The organism is Ignavibacteriales bacterium (assembly GCA_026390795.1).
Classification (GTDB): Bacteria; Bacteroidota; Ignavibacteria; order Ignavibacteriales; family Melioribacteraceae; genus Fen-1258.
Window position 1 is genome coordinate 265,161 of sequence record JAPLFG010000001.1, and the last position, 25,255, is coordinate 290,415.

Sequence of the window (25,255 nt, forward strand, 5' to 3'; positions counted from 1 at the left end):
TTCACGATTGACTAAAGAGAAATTTCAACAAAATTCAGAAAATTAATTTGATTTATAAAATACTCATATATGATTTCAACTGACTTTCGTTGCCCGGGCCATGCTAACAATTTCAATGTCTCAGCTAAATTTACCCATCTACATTCCGAATGCTCATCGGAAATTCTAACTTCAGCTTCGTTACTTACCAAAGCTGCAAATACCGGAATCATGCAAATTTCGTTTTGAGTGGATGAGTAAAAAGAATTAACATTGGGTACAGTCCAAAATTTTAACGGCGTCAATCCTGTTTCTTCCATAATCTCTCTTAAAGCTGCTTGAAATGCTTTCTCGTTTTCATTGGTAGAACCGGAAACCATTTGCCACAATCCACCATAAATTTCATTTGACGAGCGTCTAAGAAGAAGAAATTCAATTTCGTTTTCAACTTTTCTAAAGATATGCGCTTCTATTAGAGATGATGTAATATTCATATAGCCTCTGAATTATGAAAATGATTATTCAATTATATGGGATGAATCATTTCATCAAATTAAAAATATGCTTTTGCTTCAGCTCTCATCGTCTGAATTACTCTACTCTCCCCTTGTTTACGCGCATCGTAGCTAAATGATAACTGGACCAAACTTGAGATACGGTAATCGAAAAATACACGCCAAAAATAATTTTTTCCAATTACATTTCCTCTCGTCATCTCAAAGGGCAGATTAAAAGAATTTGATGAAGAAATTAATTCGGTTCTTTCCACTTCAATGCGTAAGCGCCCTAAATTTTCAAAAGAAAAATTTGCATGTAATAAAACGGAATTCATATCAATTGAAGACGGAAAGATTGGATAAGTGTCCTCACTTTTACCGCTCTCAATCTTGAATCCAACTTCAATATCATGCTGAGGACGGTACGAAAAATCAGACGATAAATTATTTCTGGTGACGAGACGGGCTCTATTAGTTGTTGCCGGAGATAATAGATTGTCAATTTGATTTATGAATTCGGTTTGATTACTAATTTCTTCAACCATTTTGAATTTAATACGGAATCCGCGTTCGCGGAAAAATCCATTCTCAATTCCGCCGTTGAACTGATTGAGAGATTTTCTCTGAGTAAATCTTAACCTAAAAGAGAGCTCATTACTATTTTGGAAAATATTGAAATCGTGTTGGAATAGCTGAGAACCTTGTATTGTTGTAGAATCATTCAAAAATTTTGAGAAATGAAGCAAATAAATATTTTTGGTTTCCGGGTCTTTGCTGTTCTCCTCAATCCGGAAAGAGGTTTCTGTGGAAATTGATTTAAGAATATCTGACCAGATGTTTTGATTTTTAAATGCTTTGTTGAAATCAATTTTTAATCTTGTGTTTGTCTTTAACGCCATCACCGGGAATAATTTTTCAGTGGGGATTGTGATAAGTGAATATTCTCCATCATAAGCTGTTATTTGAAATTCATTTTCTTCTTGAATGCCGTTATTGTTTAGATCGCCTAGATAAATATAATTGCCGGTTCCTTTCGGAACTTTCACAAATACCCTTTCAAATTTCGCTATTTGTTCCGTTGCTGCCTGGTAATAAATATCGCCCGATATAAATCCATTCCATAGATTAAATCTGCTTTGTGAGAGCAATAATACTGTTTCATTATCTCCGTAACCTTGAATTTTGAAATCGTCGGTATATATTTTATTGCGGAATGTCATATTTAGAGATGTTGAAAATTCTTTGAGTCCGTGATAATTAAATTGCATTTGCTCTGTTGTTGAAGTAGACTGTTTTCTAAGTTGTCCGTTCAAAGGAAATGATTCGTCCCTCAATGAAAAACTAAATTTTGAATCCAAAACAGATGAGATTGTAAAATCAATATAAGGTGAGGCTTCGGAATACTTCAGGCTTGATGATAACAAACTATCCTTTGATGCTAATCTTTCTTCCTTATCTTCATAAATAAAATTCATACCGGGTTTGAAGGATCCGAAAGTATAAAATACATTTCCATTTTGGCGTAACCAGTTTGAATGAATCATATTATTTGTAGAATTCACATAATCAAGATCGTAGTCAAGTTGATAATCTTTTTTGTTGCCAAAGTTTAATTGAGAATATAATCGGTCGGAACTAAAATCGTCTCCTTGTTTCAAGTAACCGTACTTAGTGATAAGTGATAAGAGTTGGATTGGAGAATAAATTAAAGATATTTCCCGAAGTGTTTGATCTTCTGCGACCAGGACCGGCAAATTATAATTACGGTTGAATTCAACATCATTTATTCTATCTAAAGATGAAAATCTTCCCTGGATGAATCTATCTTTAAAACTAAATCCGATTTTACCAAGTGAACTATTCCCAACTTTTATTTCCCGTTGATTTACTTCAAAAAATATTTTACGGGCATAACCAGAATTAGAGTCATCTCCAATTGAAGAAAACCGATTCTGGTCCCAATTGCTTCCGGTTAATTCTGCAGAAAGAGTGACACCTTCCATTAGGATTGCGGCTGCAGAAAAATTTCCTAATTGTTTTAATTCCGGCATAGGCAAATAAATTAATGGTAAGTATGAGCCATTTTTAATTCCAACAAAACGGTAGTTTCCCAAACTCTCTTTTGTATAATCGCCAAAACTCTCTCCTACATAACTGAACGAAACATTATAAATTGCAGAGAGTGCGCCGGGTAAATATTTATAGTAAGTATATTGCTGAGAGTTAATGAGAGTATCAATTTTTGAATAGATACCATGAACTTTACCGGTTGAATCGGGAAGTGCTAGAACGACTCCCGATCTGGTAGCTGCGTTTCTATCATTACCGGCAAGTTTTAGAATATTTAGATCATTTTCATTGAATGTATATTCAATTGGATTGTTTTCATCATCCCCTTCTCTAAAATAGCTAACGCCAATTTTTACTCTCTCATCTAAAATTTTTGTAGAAAAGTCCGTTCCCAAAAAATTTCTTTTAAATTTCTGATCCGAGTATTCAAAATCGATAGAAATCCGGCTTGCTGAGGTAATCAATCTTTTAGCGGTAAAAGTTATCTCAGAATTTGAATAATCAATTATGTAATCGTTGTTTTCTCCGCGTTTCATCTGTTCGCCGTCAATATAGACGCGCTCGCTTCCGGCAATAACTATTATCTCTCGTTCATTATTAATTCCGTTCAAGCGGTAAGGACCTTGATTTCCGTCCATTCCAGAAAATTGATTGGTAGTAAATTTCCCTCTAGAGCCGGCAATAGCTATTGTTCCGTTTGATGATTCGTAAAGGACTTCACCTTTCAACCCTTGCAATTTCCTGGTCACCTGGGAGAATTCATTCTCTCTTAAATTCAACTCATAATCACCAAATGTTCCAATTGCATTTTTATGCCGAAGTTCGATAAATACTTTATCAAGTTCATCAAGCGTTTCTGTGTTTCCTTCTGGTTGAATTGGCGTATTTTCATCCGTGAGTGCTGCAACAAGTTCTATATCATCGGAAAGTTTTCCGGAAAGCTGTAACCGTAAACCGCTATTCAAAGTAAAATCGCGATTAGTTCCAATCGTGAATCCGCGAATAATCGCACCGCTCTTATGTAAATCCTTTCCAAAAATAGATTCGGATGTTAGTGGTTCTCCTATCTTTTTGGAAGATCGAATGATATCTAAAGATTTTTCATTGTACTCTATTACAAGACTTCTTCTTTTGTATTCTTTTTGTAAACTCAATTTGACTGATTCGTACCTAACGAAAAGTGTATCGAGTAAAGAATATGTTAAATGGGGTGAAAGAGAGAAAGATCCGGTAGAATAATTAAATTCATATTCGCTATTGAGCAAAGTCTTGCCTCTTAAAACAATATTCTCGGTATGAGGAATTATAATTAAAGAAGAAATTTTGTAAAAATTATCGGAACGAATTTGAATTGTATCTCGAATTACAACAGAATTTTTTATCTGTGGAAATAGAAATGCCGGAGTGAATAGAATAAATAAAATATATATGTGGTTTAGAAATATCTTCTTCAAAAAATTAGCTTTAGTAAATTTTGTAGAAATAATCTAAACCGATACTCCATTTAATTCAACACACTAATAATTTACTCGTATCTTAAAGCTTCTATCGGGTCTAGGTTAGATGCCTTAATTGCCGGATAAACTCCAAAAACAACTCCGACAAAAGTAGTGAGTATTAATCCAATGATAATCCAATCGATTGGAAGAACAATAGCGACACCTAGCTGTAATGCAACTAAATTCCCGCCCATCACACCAAGGAAAATTCCAATCAATCCACCGAACCAGCTGAGTGAAACTGCTTCAACAACAAATTGAGTTAGAATTGATTTTCTTTTGGCTCCTATGGCTTTACGAATTCCAATTTCGCGTGTACGCTCAGTTACGCTTACAAGCATAATATTCATAATACCAATTCCAGCGGCTAGAAGAGCGATAAATGCTATTACTGCGGCGCCAAGTTTGAAATATTTAGTGAGATCGTTAAACTGCTGTATTAGCTGTTCATTCGTAACAATCTCAAAATCATTCTCTGCTCCGCTCGGGACTTTTCTAATTTTTCTTAAAGCACCTATAACTTCATCCGTAGTTTTTTCTATTAGCTCTTTATTCTTGCACATAATAATTATAGAAGCGCTTCGCTCGGTGCCAAAAATTTTTTCAAAAGTGCCAAGCGGTATTGCAACAAAGTTGTCCTGGGACTGACCAAATATTGATCCACGTTTTTCAAATACACCTGCAATTTCAAAATTGAAATTATCTATTTTAATTTGCTGTCCGATAGGTGAAATGCTTTTGAAGAATTTTTCTGAGATATCCGTTCCTATAACAACAGTGGGACGTGAATAATCATAATCAGCTTTAGATAAGTTCCTCCCCTCACCGATTTTTAAATCTCTCGCAATAAAAAGATCTTGATTTACTCCTGCAATACCGACATTAGGATTGGTTTTAATGTTGTTATATTTTAATGTTGTACCACCTCGGCTAACGGAAACCCCAACAGCTACAGGAAGAGTTGTAATCTCTTTCAACTTCTCTGCTTCCTTAACAGTTATATTTTTACGATTATGATTACGGCTACGATCATGCGGGCCAAGTTGAATTGCCGGCCATTTACTTACAATAAAATTATTTGATCCAATCGAATTAAAAATATCTTCAAAACTTTGTTGGATTGCGCCAATGGCTGTCATTACGATAATAATCGAGAAGAGTCCGACCGTTATTCCTAACAACGTAAGAGATGATCTTAGTTTATTAGCAATGATAGAACTAAGAGCGAGTTTTATACTTTCAAAAATTTGCATACTATTTACTCGTACCGTAATGAATCAACCGGGTTGAGCCTCGATGCTTTCCATGCAGGTAAAAAACCGGAAATAATTCCGACCATAGCAGAAATAAGTAGAGCAATTAGAACAACATCGAAAGGCATCGCGGTTGGTAAAAATTGGTTGATGATAAGGCTAAGCGGAAATGAAATCATTAATCCTATAATTCCACCCATGAGACACAGTAAGGCGGATTCTGTCAAAAATTGAAGAAGAATTGACCACGTTTTAGCGCCAATCGCTTTTCTTACTCCAATCTCTTTCGTCCTTTCAGTTACTGAAACGAACATTATATTCATTATTCCAATTGCACCTACAAATAATGAAAGTGCCGTAATAACAATACCCGCTATTCCAACAACCCCAATAGTTTTATCATACATATCTTTCAGCGCTTCCTGCTGATTGATTGCAAAGTCATCCGGTTTATTAAATGGGACTTTTCTGATAATACGCATCGCAGCGATTATCTCTTCTCTTGCATCCGGAATTTTATCAACATCACCGATCTTGATATCTATCCTTAATCTTTGATGTCTATTGCTGATCACAGTTTCAAAAGTCTTTAACGGCATTATTATTTGACCATCCATACTGAATGAACCCATCATACCGCTGCCTTGTTTTTCCAGAACACCAATAACCTGCATCGGAATATTATTAACTTTTATTTCATTATTAATAGGACTTTCTACAGGAAAAAGCTCATTCGCAATATCTTTTCCAATAACACATACTCTTCTTCCGGCTCGTACGTCAAGATCAGTCAAAAATCTACCTTGTTCAGGATTTACATTTCCAGTTTTTTGATAATCTTCAGTCGTACCATAAACCAAAGTAGATTGAACGGATTTTTCTTTACGTTTGATCGTAGCTCCAAAAGAACTTTTACTTGGAGCCATGGCTTCGTAGTTTTTAAGTATGCCTCGCAATTTTTCATACTGTTCATAAGTAATATCTTTTCTATTACGAAATTGAGCCCAATCTCCCATTGCGAACCAAGGATATTTATCAACATAAAGAACATCGCTTCCAAACGAGGAGATGCTTGAAATAAATGCTTCACGGAGACCGACCATTGCTGTAGACATTGTTGTAACCGCCACTATACCGATAATAATTCCAAGTGTAGTTAATATGGAACGAAGTTTGTTCGATCGTATTGCTGTAAAAGCAATTAGAAGGATTTCGCGAAATTCAACGATGAATATTTTCATACTCTAAAATATTCATTATGAAGATTGAAATGCAATTTTAAAATAAAATAATTGGTCACGCAAAATGAAAAAAATTATTTTATGGAAAAAAATCATTCGTATCGCAATGCATCAATCGGGTCTAAGTTGGATGCTTTATATGCCGGATATGTACCGAAAGTTACCCCAATAATAACGCAAAGTAATACGCCTATAATTATCCAGTCTAACGGAAGAACGGCTGTGGCTTTTAGGAATGAACCTGCTAGATTTCCAACAAGTACACCTAAGATTATTCCAATTAGTCCTCCCAACAAACTCAGAGTAACGGCTTCTGTTAGAAATTGTATTAATATATTTAGTTTTTTTGCGCCGATAGCTTTTCTAATTCCGATTTCACGAGTTCTTTCCGTAACAGAGACCAGCATGATATTCATTATTCCAACTCCGGCTGCAAGAAGAGCAATAGCGGCAATTACAATTGAGCCAATACGAACTCCGGAAGTAATTGTATTTATTTGTGTCAGCATAGATTCATTTGAAAAGATTTCAAAATTATCCGGTTCCCCAGCCGGTACTTTTCTAATAATTCGTAAGTATCCTGATGCTACATCAATAAGCTCTTTATAAGTTTCATCATCTTTTCCCATTACAGTTATATTAATACTTCTAGTATGTCTGCCGTAATAATTTTGAAATGTAGTTATCGGGATCACTGCAAAGTTATCCTGACTCTGACCAAAAGCTCCGCCTTGAGATTCGAGAACACCGATTATTTTTAACTTATGCCCATCCATGGTAACAACTTGATCAACCGCACTAAAGTTGGGGAACAATTTTTTAGCGATATCCGCTCCAATAACCACAATATCTTCGTAGCGTTGAACATCACGATCGTTGAAGGCCCGCCCGTCTTCCACAGTCCATTTATTATTTGGAAATGCTTCAGGTGTAGTTCCGGCAATTTGAATATTTGGATTTGTCTCTCTGTTGCCAACTTTTATTAGTTTACCAAAATTCCATTGTTCGGCTCCAACATATTTGGCTTCCACAAGTTTTGCTTTCAATTCATAATATTCTTCAAGAGTTATATCTGGACGGTTTCTAAAACGCGCTCGATCATTCGGACCATTATTGAAGACTGGAAATTTCTGAATTTGAAATGTATTCTGCCCCAGCATCGAGACACCTTCTTGAATGCTTTTCTGAAGCATTTCAATTATGGTGCTGATTGCAATAATAGAAAAGATACCGACTATAATACCTAATATAGTTAGCGAAGACCTTAGTTTGTTTGTCCGGAGAGAAGCAATGGCAATTTTAATAATTTCTAAAATTCTCATACAATCATCTCCATGCTTATTCAAATTGCAAAATGAAATTATATTTCAGCTCTAAACCAGAGCCGTAATCATAGCATGTTTTAAAAACAGAATTTATTCGTACCGCAGAGCTTCTATAGGATCAAGGCTAGAAGCTTTGTAAGCAGGATAAGTTCCAAAGCTTACACCAATAACGACGCACAACATAACTCCAATCATTACCCAGTCTATTGGAATTACGGCAGATGCTTTTAAGAATGAACCTGCTAAATTTCCCACAATAACGCCAAGTATTATTCCAGCAATACCGCCAAGGAGGCTAAGGGTAACAGATTCGGTTAGGAATTGAAAGAGTATATTTATTTTTTTTGCACCGATCGCTTTTCGTATTCCTATTTCACGGGTTCTTTCTGTAACTGATACCAGCATAATATTCATTATTCCAACGCCGGCCGCAAGCAGAGCGATTGCTCCAATAACAATGGAACCAATACGTACCCCAGAAGTAATCTGATTTATTTGTGTTAGCATCTGTTCATTTGATCTGAAATCAAAATTATTTTCTTCACCCGCTTTCAAACCTCTGATAGTCCTGAAATAACCTTCTGAAATTTCCATTACATCATTGTAAGATTCTTTATCCTTCGTCATTACGGTAATATTGATACTGTTATTCCTTTTACCATAAAAATTCTGATATGTCGTAATCGGAAGAATCGCAAAATTATCCTGGCTTTGACCGAATACTGCACCTTGCGCTTCGAGGACACCAATCACCCGCAATTTATGACCATCCATAGTGACCACTTCATCAACCGCACTCATATTTGGAAAAAGTTTTTTTGCTACATCGGCACCAAGTATTATATAATTTTCATACCGTTGAACATCTCTTTCACTGAAACCACGACCATCATCAACAACCCATTTATTATTTGGAAATGCTTCTAAGGTGCAACCCGAGACTTGAACATTTGGATTTGTTTCTTTATTACCAACCTTAATCTGTTTTCCGAAATTCCATTGTTCGGCACCGACCGATTTTGCTTCAACAAGTTTAGCTTTCAATCGGTAGTATTCATCTAGAGTAATATCCGGGCGGTTTCTGAATTTTGCCCGTTCAGCCGGTCCGCCTGTATTAATAGCTGGAAATTTTTGGATCTGAAAAGTATTCTGACCAAGTTGGGAAATACCATCTTCGATACTTTTCTGCAGCATTTCAATTACTGTACTTATTGTAATAATTGAAAAAATTCCGACTATAATACCAAGAATGGTTAATAAAGAACGCAATCTATTTGTACGTAATGATGAAAGTGCAACTTTTATTACTTCAATAAATTTCATTACTCATACCTCAATGCTTCAACAGGATCTAATTTAGCCGCTGTGTAAGCCGGCGCAAATCCGGAAAGTACTCCGGTTAAAATTGATATTACAATTGCCAGGATGAATGCATCTGCCTGAACAGAGGTAGGGAGGAATTGATTAATGATAAGACTCAATATTATTGCTATTACTAACCCAATCATTCCACCGATCAAACAAATTATCGCAGATTCGAAAATAAACTGTCCAAGTATTGATCTTTTTTTGGCTCCAATCGCTTTGCGGATACCGATTTCTCTGGTTCTTTCTTTTACCGAAACAAACATGATGTTCATAATTCCAATTGCACCAACGAATAAGGACAATCCTGTGATAAACAATCCCGCTATTTGAATTACACCTACAGTTTGATTAATTGTTTTTAGTAAAGCTTCCTGCTGGTTAATTGAGAAGTCGTTTTCTTCATTGTATTTTAAACCGCGTACTCTTCTCATAATGCCAACAGCTTCTTCTTTTACTGCATCAACCATCTGACTATTTGGAGCGCGGACATTAAAAGTGACGCTTCTAAAATTTTCACTTTGGAAATACTTAAAAATATTTTGTATTGGTATAAATGCCTGGTTATCCGGATTAAAATTTCCCATTACCCATGATCCCTGCTCTGCAAGGACGCCGATAACTTTAAATTTGTGCCCCTTTATTTTTACATCATTATCTAAAGCGCTGCCAAGTGGAAATAATTTCTTTGCTACTTCACTTCCAAGTACGCAGACTTCTCTACCACCATTACTTTCTATTTCATTGAAGAACCTTCCTTCACTAAAATTTAAGTTGGTTGTATTGATATACTCATCTGTTGTTCCCTGAACTAGTATGAATTCAACAGAATGTTCTTTCTGTTTTATTGTTTGATTTGACCAAACAGTTGGTGCAGAAGCAGCAGGAAGTTTGGCAAGTTCTTTATACCTTTTATAATCAGCTAACGTAATATTTCTGCGGTTGCGCATTTGCCAAAACGGTATATCATTATTAAACCATTGCCATTTGTCAATGTAAAGGTTATCTGAACCGAGAGAAGCTACACCTTTTTGAAATGCGTTATCAATTCCTTTAATTGCCGTAGACATTAGAACAACAGAAGCAATGCCTATTACAATCCCCAGAGTTGTTAAGACCGCCCGGACTTTATTAGCCCGGATTGCTCTTAGAGAAATCAGTAACCCCTCTTTCAATTCAAATAAATAATTTTTCATTTTGCAACCTTTATGATTTGGATGCGCCGTTTTTCTTTGGCACATATCTTTTAGTCACTTCTTCATCTCTCTCTATCAATCCATCTCGTAACCTTATAATTCTTGCTGCATGTTCGGCAATGTATTCTTCGTGCGTTACAAGTATTATCGTGTTGCCCTGTTCATAAATTTCATTGAATAGTGCCATGATATCTTCTCCGGTTTTTGTATCCAGGTTACCGGTAGGTTCATCCGCAAGGATTATTGCAGGAGCTGTTACAAGAGCGCGGGCAATTGCTACACGTTGCCGCTGTCCGCCGGAAAGTTCATTTGGTTTGTGATGAATACGATCTGATAATCCAACGTGTTCTAAAGCAAGTCTTGCTCTTTCTTTTCTATCAGAAGATGATACGCCTGCATAAATCATCGGCAGTTCAACATTATGTAGTGCATCCGATCTTGGAAGTAAATTAAAAGTTTGAAATACAAAACCAATCTCTTTATTTCTAATCGCTGCAAGCTCATTATCATTCATTTGACTGACATTAGTACCTTTAAAATCATAGAGACCTTTTGTTGGCGTATCCAAACAACCTAATATATTCATCAAAGTTGATTTACCGGAACCGGATGGGCCCATGATTGCGACGTATTCATTCTTGTTTATCTTCAGAGAAACATCTCTAAGAGCGTGCACTTCTTCACTGCCTACCTGATATATTTTTGCTATATGTTCAATATTAATGATGTTCATTTTAGTTCCGTTCTTTGTGATTTACTTTTTCTCTGTTCCTGCACGTTTTGGCTGCATCGATATTTTTGAACCATCTTCCAATTCTTTTGAGATAGCTCTGTACGGACCGCTAACAACATTTTCATTTCCTTTTAAGCCGCTAACAATTTCAATATACGTATCGTCACTAATTCCGGTTTTTACTTCCAGCATTTTAGCTTTATTATCTTGGTTAATAAAAACAACTTCTTTTGGTTTGTTGTTTCTATCTTTTTTTGCTTTAGCGTCAATTGCTGCTTGATCATTAGCCTGAGACGGATCCATCACTGCTTCTTTAGCAACACGAGCTGTAACGCTTTGGATTGGAACAGACAATACATTTTCTTTCTTTTCTGTTTGAATATCAGCATCGCAAGACATTCCCGGTCTAATTTTATTCTCCGGATTTATAATTAAAATCTTTACCTCAAAGTTTACCACTTCGTCTTGAGTTCCCAGACCCTGTGTTATTGCACTATTACCTATTTGAGTTACTACACCTGTGAAAGTTCTGTCTGTGAACGCATCAACATGGATTTTTGCGGTATCTCCAACGGAAATTAGTACAACATCATTTTCATCAACACTTACGGTAGCTTCCATTTTGCTTAGATCCGCAACAGTTAACATTTCGGTACCGGGACTGAATCCGCTGCCCAAAACTCTTTCACTGAGATCTATATTGCGTTTGCTTATAGTACCATTTAATGGCGAGTAGACAATTGTTTTATTTAGATTTGTAATAGCGTCTTTTAAAGAAGCTTCAGCCTGTACAACTCCGGATTTCATTGCTTCGTAATTTCCAAGAGTCTGAAGATAAGTAGATTTTGCTGTTTCAAGTTCAGAGTCACTTGCTAATTTCTTCTGTGCTAGTTCCTGGACTCGTTTATAATCAGATTCAACCTTATCAAGCTGAGCTTTTGTTGATGATAAGGAAGATTTTGATTGTGCCAACCGTGCATCTGCGCTATTTTTTTGAGCTTCATAATTATCCGGTTTTATTCTAAGAAGAAGTTGCCCTTTTCTAACTACATCTCCTTCCCGAACCGGCAGATCAACGACTTCTCCGGTTGCTTCTGCACTAATTTTAACTTGATAAACAGGATTAATTTTTCCCGTAGCAGAAACCACTTGAGTAATATTTCTCTTCTCAACTTTTTCTGTCTGAACTACAACGACTTCTTCCTTACTGCCGCTGAAAATCACCAGCAGAAGAACTACAAGCAGAAGAAGTCCTAATCCGCCGAAAATAAAAAGTTTCTTTTTCGATTTTTTCCCATTAGCCATTGTATTTAACTCCTTAATGTAATTTTATTCAAATTTTGAAAAATCTAATCTTCCGATAGCATTATTCAATTTATCGTGCTGGCGATAGAAATCATATCCAGCATTAATCTTGTTACTTAGAGCATCTTGATAATCTCTGCTTGCTTGAAGAACATCGAGTAAAGTAGCAGAACCAAGATTATATCTTTCTTGATTGATCTTCCGGGTTTCTTCGGCAGCAGCAACATTTTTTGTTGCAACATCTAGACTTTTTTTAGCGGCAACTAAATCTAAATAAGTTTGCTTGATCTCAATTTTGATTTGTCTTTCTAACGCAGAAAGATCTTCTCTTGCATTCAACTCGGTAACTCTTGCAAATTGAATTTGAGATTCAGTGCTAAAGTTAGAGAATATTGGAATATTTAAAGAGAGTCCAATTGAAAAACTTTTTCTATTAAAAAGGTCGCCAGTTGTAACAGCACTTGTTCCATAAGAATAATTTCCACTTAATGATGGATACAGACCACTCCTTGCAATCGTTAAACCACTTTCAGCAGCACTAAGAGTCAATTGCTGGCTCTTATAATCAAAACGTTTATCTAAAGCAGTATTTACCATAGTTTGAATATCATCGAAATCTTTCAAATAGGTATCAGAATCAACTACTTTTTTCCCCTCAAACGGATCAACCAGCACATATTCTTCTAAGACATTCAAAGCAAGGTAGTTTAGAAGAGAAGCTTTCGACGATTCATAAATATTTTGTGTCTGAATTTGAAGAAGTTCTGCATTACCCAATTGAACCTGAGCGGTGTAAACATCGGCAAGTGTAACAGATCCTAAACGGTTTCTTTCTTGAACAGTCTCGTAAAGTTTCTGAAAATATTTCACATTTTCTTCCCTTACCGAAAGCAATTCCTCAGCATTCAAAACGATGTAAAAATAATCTGTTGTTGTGTACACAATATTCTGTTTTATTTTCGATATGTTATATTCACTTGCATGTAAATTATCTTTACTTTGAGAAATAGCAGCATAATTTGCTAATCCATTGAATAGCATAACATTTCCACTTAGACCTACATTATAATATCTATTCTCGGTAGTGGACGCTGGAATTTCGGTAGCATTGCCGAAAAAATCTCTTTGAATGCCACCCTTATCAGTTATTCTTTGCCAGTTGAATTGAGCGCCAGCACCAAGACTTGGGGCCAATTCACCGTAGGCATTTTTAAGTTGTGATTCACTGTTCGTAAGATTGTTCTTAGACTTAATAAGAGTAGTATTTTTTTGAAGCGCAATTGATATTGCTTCTTGAAGTGTTAATTTCTTCTGAGCGAAAGTCGGTAAGGCAATCATCAAGACAATGAGCAATATTGAAATTCGTTTCATCCGTTTCTCCTTTTGAGAACAATTGTGGTTTATTGTTTATTAAGACGTAGTCTACTGTAAAAAAGTTACAAATTAAAAATACAAACTTGTTTATTGATTCTTATGAAGAAAGTCATCTTTTATTCTTAAAAAATATTCAAATGATTCTTCATAGTTGTTTGCAATTTTACCATCGAGAATGGCTTCTTCAATTGCGGTCTTTATTTCGCCAACTAATTTTGATGGAGGTATATTGCAAACTCTCATAATCTCCTCGCCTCTTACCGGAGATTGAAAAGCTCTTAGTTGATCTCTCTCTCTGACATCCTTAACCTTCTGCATTACAATTTCGTAGTTCTCTAGATAGCGAGAAACTTTTGAAGGATTTTTACTTGTTATATCTGCCCTACAAAGCGTTATCAAATCATCCAGATCTTCGTCTGCAGAGACAATTAACCGGCGTATTGCTGAATCGGTAACTACTTCATCAACTAATGCTATTGGACGAAGGTGAAGCCGTACTAGCTTTTCAATGTAATCTAATTTTGTCAAAGGAAGTTTCATACGGTTGAAAATAGTTTTCATCATACGGGCACCGAGTTCTTCATGCCCGTGAAAAGTCCAGCCTGTTCCCTCAACAAACCTTTTTGTTTGAGGTTTTGCAATATCATGAACTAGAGCTGCAAACCGTAGCCAAATATTTTCGGTCACTGAGGCAATATTATCAACTACTATACAAGTATGGTAAAAAACATCCTTGTGATGAAAATCTTTTCTTTGTTCAACTCCTGCCAATTTATGTATTTCAGGAAAAACTACTTTCATCACTCCGCTCTCGAACAAATTTATCAACCCGATCGAAGGTTTTGGCGAGGCGAGAATTTTCATAAACTCATCTGTAATTCTTTCTTGAGATACAATAGTAAGACGATCAGCCATTGACCCGGCAGCTTCAATTACCGATTTATCTATAATAAAATTTAGTTGCGAAGCAAACCTAAATGCACGCATGATTCTAAGCGGATCGTCATCAAATGTTTGAAAAGGATCTAATGGTGTACGGATTAACTTATTTTCAATATCAATTAGGCCGTTAAACTTATCTATTAATTTTCCAAAGTCTTCTTCATTTAATGAAACCGCAAGAGTATTTATTGTAAAATCACGCCGGTTAATATCATCATCAAGAGTTCCAATTTCAACAATGGGGTTTCTGCTCTCCCTTAAATATGATTCTTTACGTGCTCCTACAAATTCAAGTGATATATTTTCGTAAATGAAATGTGCAGTACCAAAATTTTTATAGATCGAAATGTTTTTTACACCAAGTGAGTTTGCAAATTGTTGAGCAAATTGAGGTCCGCTTCCTACGACAAGAAAATCCATCTCGCTTCGAGATCGTTGCAAGACAATGTCTCTAACAAATCCACCTATAAGAAACAATTCTTCAGAACGAGATCTAGCTAATACTGATGCTTCTCTTAAAAATGTATATTCTTTTAACTGATCTTCAAAATTCATTTTACTCATTACTAAATTTTTTTATCCCATCGGCATTGTTCTTAAACCAGTTTACCATTCTCAAATTTTCCACAAACTGATGATTTGAATTCTCATCTTTCTTAAAATCGAATGAATGTACTGCAAAATATTGAGCTTGTCCATAATCCAAATTCTTCAATGCACTCATTGATATTTTAAGTGCGGCATAACTGGAGACGTAATCTGTAACCTGTAATTTATTCCGCAAATCTGAGATTAATTTTATAATATCTTGATTTGACCGTTCGGCTAATCTCAATAACGATGGTATTGAATAATATTTAATTCCCTTCTCATTGTGCCTCAACAAAGTTTCATACTTCATGATTTCATTTTTATCGAAAAATGATTTCAAGGAATCGGTTCCATCTTCAAGGATCGACTTTCTAATCAAGACTTCGTTCGTGTAATCAACGTGGGGATTCTGCTTTAACAAAGAGTCGTAAACCGCAACAGCGTCGGATTTTCTATTTGTTTCAATGAATAGATCACCGAGTGCAAGTTCGAGATAAAAGAAATACTGACTCTTCTTAAAATTAACTAATTGTTCGTTCAAAACCTTTTCCGCTTCAGAATATTTTTTTTCTTTGGAATAACATGCAATAATACCAATTAAAGATTGATAGGAATTGGAGTAGCTATAGACTTTCTGAAATAGGTTGAGTGCGTCACTAATCCGTTTTGTATTGAATAAATTCCATGCTTTTTTTACTTCCGCACCAGCAACGCGGGGACAGAATTTTTTAAATATTGTTGTACCGCCAAAGTAAAGTTGAGCTTTGGAATTGTTAACATTAATCTGATATATTTTCAGAAAATCGTTATACTCTACAACAAGAGCAGATAAGTTTTTACCATAGATCATGGTAAAATCAGTGTTGCTGTAAAGTGTTTTTATTTTTTCAACACCATACTTATCTACCAGATATTTAATAAATGATCCGCAATAGATATACGAAATTGATGAATTCTTAGAAAAAAAGTTGAGTCCCTCAAAAAGTTTTTCAATCGAGATTTTGTAACCGGCTTGATTTGCCAGTTTTGCCATGTAATGAACTGGATTACCATTGTAGTTGTCCTCGAAAGCCATGGCGAATCCTTCAATCATTGAAGGATTAAAATTTTCTGCAACTTTTAATATGTTCTTTCCACTTCTAGCAGCTATAACATGCGCTAATTCATGCTTCAAGCTCCCTTCATAGTTGGAAAAGTTAAGGTAAATTTGATTTAACCAGGGTTTGGCAATATCGGCATTTCCCGACCCGAGAAGTTCCCTCTTTTGATCTCTATTACTAAAAATATAGGAATCGATTTTTTGTTTGTCAGTATGAAATTTAAGTTCGATTGTCAGTTGATCAAAGTAATACTCGTTAAGAAGAGCAGCAAATATTGCTTCCTTGTTTTTAAGAGAATCCGGTAAATGTACATGGAAATGTTCTGTAGTTATTGATTTACTCAGATTTCTGTCTAAACGGTTTTTATCCGTGGCAAAATGTAAAATTGGTTTTAAAAAAATAAATGCGATGACAATTATCAATAATGATGAAGAAATGAGAATTCTTTTGAAAAATACTTTTGAAGAGATTCTCTTCGCAATTAAAACCATTGCAACGAAAAAGATAATATTACAAATTCGATAACCGATCAGCAATTTATCTACTGATAAATCTTCGTCATAGATTGTACCCGGATAAAACCCGAATATTGGATTATAAAAATAAATTTGAGGATTAAGAAAAAATTCAACCAGAGATGATAAGAGAATCACAAAAAAAAGAACTAAAAAAAAGAATAAAGCATATTTAGGCGTTACAGAAAAGGAGAAATATCCTGTCACTAATCCAAAAATAAATGATGGAATAGTAATCACAAAAAAGAATAAGACACCGTCTATAATTGGGCATTTTGAAATAAATAAACTTGGTATCAGGCTGATTAGAAATGGTAATAATAAAAAGCTCAAGAATAAAATTTTATTATTATTTAACAACTCTAAGAAGCTCTTATAACTGTTCTTTTTAAATTTTGATTGGGCAGTTAATCCGCCGAATAAAAAAAGTAATATTCCATTTATAGCAGCAAATTCAAATCCAATGGTACCTGTTAGCGGTAATTTTGTAAGTAAAATGTTTATGATTATTAATACAAGGAGATAAACACTGGCAATATCTAAATAAATTTCTTTTTGAAATACCTTCAATTTAGTATTCCGATGTAGTAGTTCGTTCAATATCCGCACCTAATGAACGTAATTTCTCTTCGATGCGCTGGTAGCCTCTATCAATATGATAAATGCGGAGTACTTCAGTAGTTCCGGTAGCTGCTAATCCTCCTAATACAAGAGATGCACTTGCACGAAGATCAGTTGACATTACTTTTGCTCCCTTCAATTGTGTAACCCCTTTTACTACTGCGCTGTTATTAATGACTTCAATATTGGCACCGAGACGGTTCAATTCCGGAACATGACTAAACCGATCATGATAGATCGAATCAGTGACGGTTGAAGTACCATCCGCAAGGGACATATATGCGATCCATTGAGCCTGCATATCTGTGGGGAAACCTGGAAAAACAGATGTTGTTATATCTCTGCTCTTAGGGATAAGATTAATGGCATCTACTTCCAGTATATCATTCTTATAATTAATTTTAACACCACTTTCCTCAAATTTGAATAGTTCTGATTGAATATTAGATTGTTCTCGATATTCCAACTCAATTTTGCTCTTGGTTATAGCGGCTGCAGTTATCAAAGTCCCGGCTTCAATTCGATCAGATATATTGTGAATTACCGAATGTTCTAAATTATCAACTCCTTCAATCTCAATTGTTGTTGTACCAATACCGTTAATCTTTGCTCCCATTAATTTTAAGCTGTCTGCTAAAAGTGTAATTTCTGGCTCCATGGAAGCATTAGTAATTAATGTGGATCCTTTTGCCAAGGTAGCCGCCATCATTGCATTTCCGGTTGCACCTACAGATGAAACATCAAAATGGATTTTAGCACCATGGAGTTTTATTGCATTCGCAATAATGTAACCTTCTTCTAATTTTATTTCAGTTCCCAATTTTTTCATCGCCTCGAGATGTAAATTTATGGGTCTCGGTCCCCATGCACATCCACCAGGCATAGAAACTTTAGCAAATCCGAACCGGGCAATCAATGGTCCTAAAACATATACGGAAGCACGCATTTTTTTTACATGTTCATAAGGAGCTATTTGACTTGTAATATTCGAGGTATCCAGAATTAATTTATGATTTTCGAACGAAGACTCAACGCCAAGTTGATTTAGGAGTTTAATCATAGTGTAAATATCATTCACTTCCGGTGTATTATCAATTTCGTTCAGTCCACAATTTAGAAGCGTTGCAGGCATTAAGACTAAGGCAGAATTTTTTGCACCGCTAACAGATACCTTTCCGCTTAATTTTTTACCGCCGTGTATTACAAATTTATCCAAGGCATTCCTTATTGAATTTTCATAATCGTACCGTTCACACCAACTATAAATACCTGTCCGTACGAACTAATAGCTAAACCGTTCATGTTTGAGTAGAAGTGAGAATCTACCAGATCCCAACTTTCACCTTTATTCTTTGAGATCAATATTGTTCCGCGGCTTCCAATAATTATTGAATTGTTATCAGTAATAAATTTAACTTTTTGGAATCCGCCGGCAGAATTTAATTTATTCTTTTCCCAATCTTTGCCAAAATTGACAGTTCTTAAAACTGTTCCATCGCCACCTACAATTAAACCATAACCATCTTTAATCAAATCAATAGATTTTAAATAGTTATCAGTAATTGGTTCAGTGGATTTAGTCCAGCTTTCACCGCCGTTATTTGTATTTAATATTACTCCATTCCAACCAACCGCAATACCCTTCCGGGAATTAAAAAATGACAAATCGAAAATTACTTCATCAGTATTTGTGTTTACTTTAAACCAACTACTGCCACCATTAACTGTTTTAAGTATCAAACCTTTATTCCCAGTTATAAACCCGGTATAATCATCAATAAATTTTATTTTGAATAATGTAAAACCTTTAATTAAAGGAATCGAGCGAAGTGAATCGATAAAGTGGGTACTGTAATAAAGTGAGGAAGAATCACCAACAATCAAAGTTTTGCCGCTTGGGAAGATGTAAATATCACTGAGTGTCTTTGTGCTGTCGAGATTATTTCTAGTCCAAGTGTTTCCGCCATCAACAGATGAAAGGACTAGCCCCGAGTCACCGACAGCAGCTGCAAACTTATCTCCAACAACATAGATAGAGTTTAAATTTCGGAGGATGCCGGATTCTACTTTTGTTATTTCGCTTAATTTGTGTTTTGATTCATCAGAGGCAAACAATTGCTGTATACTGTATTTTCTGAACTTATCAAGTTCATTTGAAGTAATTAAACTATTTACTTGGTGATATACAAAATAAGATAATCCAATTAATACAATAGTAAAGCCTACAAAAGCTGAAACTGCAAAGATCTTATACTTCTTAGATCTGGGTTCATTTCGCTTAAAATAACTCGTTAATTTTGCAACTTGATTATCAAGTTCTTGAACATCCGCAAACATTTCTTCGCAAGTATTGTACCGGTTTAGTGGATTTTTTTCTAATGCTTTCAAGAGTATTTTATTGACACTTTCCGGTATGCCTGCCATCTTATCTGTAATACGTGGCGGGTTTTTTTTCAAATGAGCATCCATAACTTCATACTCACTTTGAAAATCAAAAGGAGGTTCTCCTACAATCATCTCATACGCAGTACATCCTATTGAATAAATATCGCTGCGGTTCGTCACTTCTTCACTCCGGATTTGCTCCGGACTCATATAATATACAGTACCAATTTTAGATCCGGTTTTCGTCATACTATTATCAAACAAAGATTTCGAAATTCCAAAATCCATTATTTTGGTAATGCCTTCTTTGTTTAAGATAATATTAGATGGTTTGATATCCCTATGGACAAAACCTTTTGAATGCGCGTATCCGATTCCAAGAAGAAGTTGTTTTATTATATAAATTACATCGTAAAGATTAAATCTGCCCTGACGTTCAATTACTTTTTCTAAACTTTCTCCTTCAACATACTCCATAACAATACCAAGTAGGTCAGAGTATTCAATAAATCCGTAAACCGTAACTATGTTAGGATGCGATAATTTTGCTTGATTCTTAGCTTCTCGTTTGAAACGCTCAATGAAACGTTCTTTATCATTCACTTGTGAGTTTAGCATCTTAATAGCTACATAGCGATCTAACTTGGTATCGTACGCTTTATAAATAATTCCCATGCCACCTTTACCGAGCACAGAAACTACTTTGTAATTGTCAATTGACTTGCCTATTAGGTTTTCCATATAAGATGCTGTTTTTTGAAATAGAATATAAGAAATTCTCCTTTTCCTTTTATTGTTTTATCAATTATTCAATTTGATTTCCTATTTTTTTGTTTTCTCTAATCATTTGACTAATTTTGCAAGCCATTTGCAAAACACATGCGAGACTGGCGGAATTGGCAGACGCGCTAGACTTAGGATCTAGTATCGAGAGATGTGGGGGTTCGAGTCCCCCGTCTCGCACTAACTTTATTTAACAAATTATTATAGAGGCATTTTTGGAAATAAAAGTAAATCAGCTTACAGATTCTCAACAAGAAGTTGAAGTGAATCTGAATTATGATGAAATTCTTCATGAAATTGAAGACGCATACAAAGAAGAGAGGAAAACAATCACCATTGATGGCTTTAGAAAAGGAAAAGCCCCGATGGGAATGATTAAAAAATTCTACGGCGAAGCGATTGAATTTAAAGCAAGTGAAAAAATTGCTAATAAAAAGTTTTGGGACGTGGTTGATCAAAAAGAATTAAAACCGATTAGTACTCCTCAAATGATGGACATCGATTTTGTACCCGGCACAAAACTCTTTTTTAAAGTTAAGTATGAAATTAAACCGAAGCTCGAACTGAAAAATTACAAGGGATTGGAAGTTGAAAAACCAATTTTTGTAGTTAAAGATGAGGAAGTTGAACGAGAAATCGATTTCCTATTAAAACCATTAATAAAGTTTGAACCGGCTGAAATAGTTGAAAATAAAAATTATAGAATTACTGCCAATCTGCAGCGGATCGATACGGAAGGTTTGCCAATGGTTGGTTCCAGAAGTGAAAATATTTTAATTGATTTGAGTGATGAAAAAGTAAATCTTCAGATAAAGGAAAATGCACAAGGTAAAAAAGTTGGCCAGTCTTTCAATTTTACTTTTGTTGATGAACATTATCACGGCGAAGATCTTCACAAAGAAGAATTCAATTATGTAGCAGAACTTTCAAAAATTGAAAAATTTGTACTGCCTGAACTAACCGAAGAAGTTATTAAGAAGATAACTAAAGATAAAGCTGCGACTTCAGAAGAACTTCATTCATTCTTGAAAAAGAATATTGAAGATTATTACACGAAGCAATCTGAAGAGATGTTAACAAATAATTTACTCGGCGAAGTAGTGAAAAATAATGAGTTCACTCCCCCATCCGGTTATGTAAGTTCTGTTCACAAACGTATGGTAGAACTAGAGAAAGAAAATGCAAAGCGATATAAGAATCCAAATTTTGACGAAAAAGCAGTTTCAGAATATTATAAACCGAGAGCCGAATGGAATGCTAAATGGCAAATCATTCTTGAAAACCTCGCTGAAATTGAAAAAATCAAAGTAGAAGATTCCGAATTAGAGGAACTTGCAAAAACAGAAGCTGAATCAACTGGAATTTCGGTAGCTAAACTGGTTAAGTACTACAAAGACACCAACCGTACCGAAATGTTATTGGAAGAAAAAGTTATCAAATTCTTAAAAGAATCTGCAAAGATTAAAGAGATTGACGCTGAAGAAAAAATAAAAGAGAAAAAGGAAAAATCAAATGAAGCATGATATTCTCACTGAATCTCAATTGATTAAAAAGTTCGAAATTTACAATCAGCTTGTTCCCTATGTTATTGAACAAACCGGTCGCGGTGAACGCGGTATGGATATTTTTTCGCGATTGCTTAGAGAGAGAATCATTTTTCTTGGTACAGCAATAGACGACCATGTTGCCAGTTTAACAATTGCACAATTACTTTTTCTTGAGGCAGAAGATTCAGAAAAAGATATTAATCTTTATCTGAATTCACCGGGAGGAAGTGTTTCCGCCGGACTTGCTATATATGATACAATGAAATACGTCCGTTCTAAAGTTTCAACAATTTGTGTTGGTCTTGCAGCAAGTATGGGTGCAGTACTTCTTGCTGGCGGAGAAGCCGGCAAACGATCTGCTCTTCCAAATGCTAAGATAATGATCCATCAACCTTGGGTTGGAGGTTTACAAGGACAAACAACCGATATTGAGATTCATGCCAAAGAGATGGTAAAAACAAGAACAACTCTTTATAACATTCTTGTCGAAAATACCGGGAAGACTTACGAACAAATTGCATCCGATTGCGACCGTGATTATTATCTTTCGGCAGAAGAAGCAAAAGAATACAAACTCATTGATACCATTTTAGTGCATAGAGCATCACCAAACGAAAATACTCCTAAAAAATAAATTGTTGCTTAAAAATTAAGGGGCAGTTAGCTGCCCTTTTTTATTTTAAATAGGAACGAATCAAATCACTTATGGAGAATGACAAATGAAACGATTTAGATTGATGCTGTTATTATTATTTGTTTTTATATCGCAAATTATTCCGCAAGAAAAACTTTTTACGGTTGAAGATGTTGTACTAAATGGTTTTAAATTAGCACCTGCTAATTTGCGTCAATTGAACTGGGTTCCAAATACAGATAACATTACATGGACTGATGGATCCGGTACTAAAGCAGCAATTTTATTAACATCCCCAAAGAATGCAAAGATTGATACTTTAATGAAGCTGAGTGATTTGAATTCATTGTTTGCATCTCAGAATGAAAAATCTATCAATACATTCCCGGCGTTGAACTGGACCTCATCAGATGAATTTAATTTCTGGAATGGGAAAACTTATTATTCGTTTAATACGAAATATAAAAAGCTTTCTAAAATTAATAGCATAAAAGACGAAGCTGAAAATCTTAATGTTTCCCCTAACAAAAAATTTGTAGCATATACCTATCAAAACAATTTATTTCTAAGTCTTGACGAAGAAAAGAAGATTCAAATTACATTCGATAAGGATTCCAACATTGTCAATGGACAATCTGTTCATCGTGATGAGTTCGGCATCAATGGAGGAATATTCTGGTCGCCAAATAGTAATTTTATTGCATTCTACCACATGGATCAGACAATGGTAACGGATTACCCTTTGGTTGATCTTACCACTACCCCGGCACATTTAAGGAATATCAAATATCCAATGACCGGTCAAACGAGTCATCAAGTTAAAGTTGGGATATACGAAATTAAGACAGGCAAAACAGTCTGGCTGAACACCGGAGAGCCGCTTGATCAATATTTAACATCGTTGACCTGGTCGCCAGATGAAAAATATTTTTTCATTGCTCATCTTAATAGAGATCAGAATAATATGCGGTTAGTGAAATATGATGTCTCAACCGGGAACCAAATAAAAGTTTTATTCGAAGAAAAGAATGATAAATACGTTGAACCGTTAACGCCTTTAACTTTTTTACCAAACTCAAACGATAAATTTTTGTTTCAATCACAGAGAAATGGTTATAACCATCTTTACCTTTATGATATTGAAGGAAATTTAATCCGGCAAGTAACAGACGGCAAGTGGGTAGTTCTTTCATTAAACGGTTTTGATAAATCCGGTAAAAATATTTTCATCTCTTCAACAAAAGAATCTCCACTGGAGCGCAATTACTACCGCGTTAATCTCGAAAACGGCAAAATGGATCGCCTCACAAAAGAAAGCGGAATGCATAATATATTACCAAGTATAAGTTCTGAATATTTTATTGATTCATACACAAATGCTACTACCCCACGCGTGATTAATCTAATTGATAAAAAAGGAATAGTTATAAAGAATCTATTGACAGCGGATAACCCACTCAAAGATTATAAACTTGGTGAGACAAAAATATTCAGCATAAAAAATGAAGAAGGGATAGAATTATTCTGCAGAACGATTACGCCACCGAATTTCGATCAAACAAAAAAATATCCTGTAATAGTTTACGTTTACGGTGGACCCCATGATCAAGAAATTACAAATAGTTTCGGGACTGGAAGATACTTCCTCTGGTTCTATATGATGGCACAAAAAGGTTACATTGTATTTACTTTAGATAATCGCGGCTCTGCAAATAGAGGACTCGAGTTTGAACAGGCGACATTCCGTCATCTTGGAACAGTGGAAGTTAAAGACCAAATGGCTGGTGCAAATTATTTAAAATCACTCCCCTACGTTGACCCTAACCGCTTTGGAGTTTACGGCTGGAGTTACGGCGGATTCATGACAACATCATTAATGTTGAGAACAAATAATACATTTAAAGTTGGTGCATGCGGTGGCGCGGTAATAGATTGGAAATTTTATGAAGTTATGTACGGTGAACGATACATGGATACTCCTCAATCAAATCCGGAGGGATATAAAGAAGCAAGTTTATTGAATTATGTTGATAACCTGAAAGGAAAATTATTATTAGTACATGGCACAAGCGATCCTACTGTTGTATGGCAGAATACACTTTCCTTCGCTAAAAAATGTTCTGAATTAAATAAACCGCTCGATTATTACCCTTACGTAGGACAGCCGCACGGGGTTGGCGGAAAAGATGCTTTACAGCTTCATACAAAGATCACTAACTATTTCTTAGATAATTTGTGATCTGTATCCCTAATTTACCGGCAGAGAGTCTAAAATACTCTCTGCTAGTTTCAACTCTTGA

General features: G+C 35.2%; 17 protein-coding genes and 1 tRNA gene. 4 read left to right on the forward strand and 14 right to left on the reverse strand.

Annotated elements, in window-relative coordinates; translation table 11 throughout:
* Positions 1–11: 11 nt before the first annotated feature.
* The 14 genes from NTX65_01090 to NTX65_01155 all read right to left on the reverse strand — a co-directional run bounded on the left by NTX65_01090 (position 12) and on the right by NTX65_01155 (position 20,732).
* A complete protein-coding gene (locus tag NTX65_01090) occupies positions 12–473 on the reverse strand; it encodes an NUDIX domain-containing protein (GenBank protein MCX6167908.1) in 462 nt (153 codons plus the stop codon).
* 59 nt (positions 474–532) lie between these two features.
* Complete coding sequence (locus NTX65_01095) at positions 533–4,000, reverse strand: hypothetical protein (GenBank protein MCX6167909.1); 3,468 nt, start codon at positions 3,998–4,000, stop codon at positions 533–535.
* Positions 4,001–4,071: 71 nt separating this feature from the next.
* Positions 4,072–5,298, reverse strand: coding sequence for an ABC transporter permease (locus tag NTX65_01100; GenBank protein MCX6167910.1), 1,227 nt, complete (start codon positions 5,296–5,298; stop codon positions 4,072–4,074).
* 5 nt (positions 5,299–5,303) lie between these two features.
* On the reverse strand, positions 5,304–6,539 hold the full coding sequence (locus tag NTX65_01105; GenBank protein ID MCX6167911.1) for an ABC transporter permease: 1,236 nt from the start codon (positions 6,537–6,539) through the stop codon (positions 5,304–5,306).
* 92 nt (positions 6,540–6,631) lie between these two features.
* Entirely contained in the window at positions 6,632–7,861 is a 1,230-nt protein-coding gene (locus tag NTX65_01110) for an ABC transporter permease (protein MCX6167912.1), read from the reverse strand.
* A gap of 93 nt (positions 7,862–7,954) precedes the next feature.
* Positions 7,955–9,187, reverse strand: a complete 1,233-nt coding sequence (locus tag NTX65_01115; GenBank protein MCX6167913.1) for an ABC transporter permease — start codon at positions 9,185–9,187, stop codon at positions 7,955–7,957.
* Positions 9,187–10,425 carry an ABC transporter permease gene (locus NTX65_01120; GenBank protein ID MCX6167914.1) on the reverse strand — a complete coding sequence of 413 codons (1,239 nt, stop codon included), beginning with the start codon at positions 10,423–10,425 and terminating at the stop codon, positions 9,187–9,189. The genes NTX65_01115 and NTX65_01120 overlap by 1 nt, the downstream gene beginning before the upstream one ends.
* 10 nt (positions 10,426–10,435) lie before the next feature.
* A complete protein-coding gene (locus NTX65_01125; GenBank protein MCX6167915.1) occupies positions 10,436–11,152 on the reverse strand; it encodes an ABC transporter ATP-binding protein in 717 nt (238 codons plus the stop codon).
* Positions 11,153–11,179: 27 nt separating this feature from the next.
* Positions 11,180–12,463, reverse strand: a complete 1,284-nt coding sequence (locus tag NTX65_01130) for an efflux RND transporter periplasmic adaptor subunit (protein ID MCX6167916.1) — start codon at positions 12,461–12,463, stop codon at positions 11,180–11,182.
* Positions 12,464–12,487: 24 nt separating this feature from the next.
* A complete protein-coding gene (locus NTX65_01135) occupies positions 12,488–13,834 on the reverse strand; it encodes a TolC family protein (protein MCX6167917.1) in 1,347 nt (448 codons plus the stop codon).
* Positions 13,835–13,924: 90 nt separating this feature from the next.
* Entirely contained in the window at positions 13,925–15,334 is a 1,410-nt protein-coding gene (locus tag NTX65_01140) for a CCA tRNA nucleotidyltransferase (protein ID MCX6167918.1), read from the reverse strand.
* Position 15,335: 1 nt separating this feature from the next.
* Positions 15,336–17,555, reverse strand: coding sequence for a hypothetical protein (locus NTX65_01145; GenBank protein ID MCX6167919.1), 2,220 nt, complete (start codon positions 17,553–17,555; stop codon positions 15,336–15,338).
* A gap of 1 nt (position 17,556) precedes the next feature.
* Positions 17,557–18,822: a UDP-N-acetylglucosamine 1-carboxyvinyltransferase gene (gene murA / locus NTX65_01150; GenBank protein MCX6167920.1), complete on the reverse strand. Its 1,266-nt coding sequence runs from the start codon at positions 18,820–18,822 to the stop codon at positions 17,557–17,559.
* Positions 18,823–18,830: 8 nt separating this feature from the next.
* Positions 18,831–20,732, reverse strand: a complete 1,902-nt coding sequence (locus NTX65_01155; GenBank protein MCX6167921.1) for a protein kinase — start codon at positions 20,730–20,732, stop codon at positions 18,831–18,833.
* Positions 20,733–20,872: 140 nt separating this feature from the next.
* On the opposite strand from NTX65_01155, the gene NTX65_01160 reads away from it, so the two are divergent.
* The 4 genes from NTX65_01160 (at position 20,873) to NTX65_01175 (ending at position 25,194) form a co-directional block, all read left to right on the forward strand.
* Positions 20,873–20,954, forward strand: a tRNA-Leu gene (locus NTX65_01160).
* 35 nt (positions 20,955–20,989) lie between these two features.
* Entirely contained in the window at positions 20,990–22,297 is a 1,308-nt protein-coding gene (gene tig / locus NTX65_01165; GenBank protein ID MCX6167922.1) for a trigger factor, read from the forward strand.
* On the forward strand, positions 22,287–22,955 hold the full coding sequence (locus NTX65_01170; GenBank protein ID MCX6167923.1) for an ATP-dependent Clp protease proteolytic subunit: 669 nt from the start codon (positions 22,287–22,289) through the stop codon (positions 22,953–22,955). Before tig ends, NTX65_01170 begins: the two co-directional genes overlap by 11 nt.
* An 85-nt stretch (positions 22,956–23,040) precedes the next feature.
* The gene (locus tag NTX65_01175) at positions 23,041–25,194 is read left to right on the forward strand and encodes a S9 family peptidase (GenBank protein MCX6167924.1); all 2,154 of its coding nucleotides are present in this window, start codon (positions 23,041–23,043) and stop codon (positions 25,192–25,194) included.
* Positions 25,195–25,255: the final 61 nt, after the last annotated feature.

Bases quoted from the DNA above. Each gene is read 5' to 3' on its own strand.
- NTX65_01090 (MCX6167908.1), bottom strand. From the start codon at position 473: ATGAATATTACATCATCTCTAATAGAAGCGCATATCTTTAGAAAAGTT.
- NTX65_01100 (MCX6167910.1), bottom strand. From the start codon at position 5,298: ATGCAAATTTTTGAAAGTATAAAACTCGCTCTTAGTTCTATCATTGCT.
- NTX65_01105 (MCX6167911.1), bottom strand. From the start codon at position 6,539: ATGAAAATATTCATCGTTGAATTTCGCGAAATCCTTCTAATTGCTTTT.
- NTX65_01110 (MCX6167912.1), bottom strand. From the start codon at position 7,861: ATGAGAATTTTAGAAATTATTAAAATTGCCATTGCTTCTCTCCGGACA.
- NTX65_01115 (MCX6167913.1), bottom strand. From the start codon at position 9,187: ATGAAATTTATTGAAGTAATAAAAGTTGCACTTTCATCATTACGTACA.
- NTX65_01120 (MCX6167914.1), bottom strand. From the start codon at position 10,425: ATGAAAAATTATTTATTTGAATTGAAAGAGGGGTTACTGATTTCTCTA.
- NTX65_01130 (MCX6167916.1), bottom strand. From the start codon at position 12,463: ATGGCTAATGGGAAAAAATCGAAAAAGAAACTTTTTATTTTCGGCGGA.
- NTX65_01135 (MCX6167917.1), bottom strand. From the start codon at position 13,834: ATGAAACGAATTTCAATATTGCTCATTGTCTTGATGATTGCCTTACCG.
- NTX65_01140 (MCX6167918.1), bottom strand. From the start codon at position 15,334: ATGAATTTTGAAGATCAGTTAAAAGAATATACATTTTTAAGAGAAGCA.
- NTX65_01155 (MCX6167921.1), bottom strand. From the start codon at position 20,732: ATGGAAAACCTAATAGGCAAGTCAATTGACAATTACAAAGTAGTTTCT.
- NTX65_01170 (MCX6167923.1), top strand. From the start codon at position 22,287: ATGAAGCATGATATTCTCACTGAATCTCAATTGATTAAAAAGTTCGAA.
- NTX65_01175 (MCX6167924.1), top strand. From the start codon at position 23,041: ATGAAACGATTTAGATTGATGCTGTTATTATTATTTGTTTTTATATCG.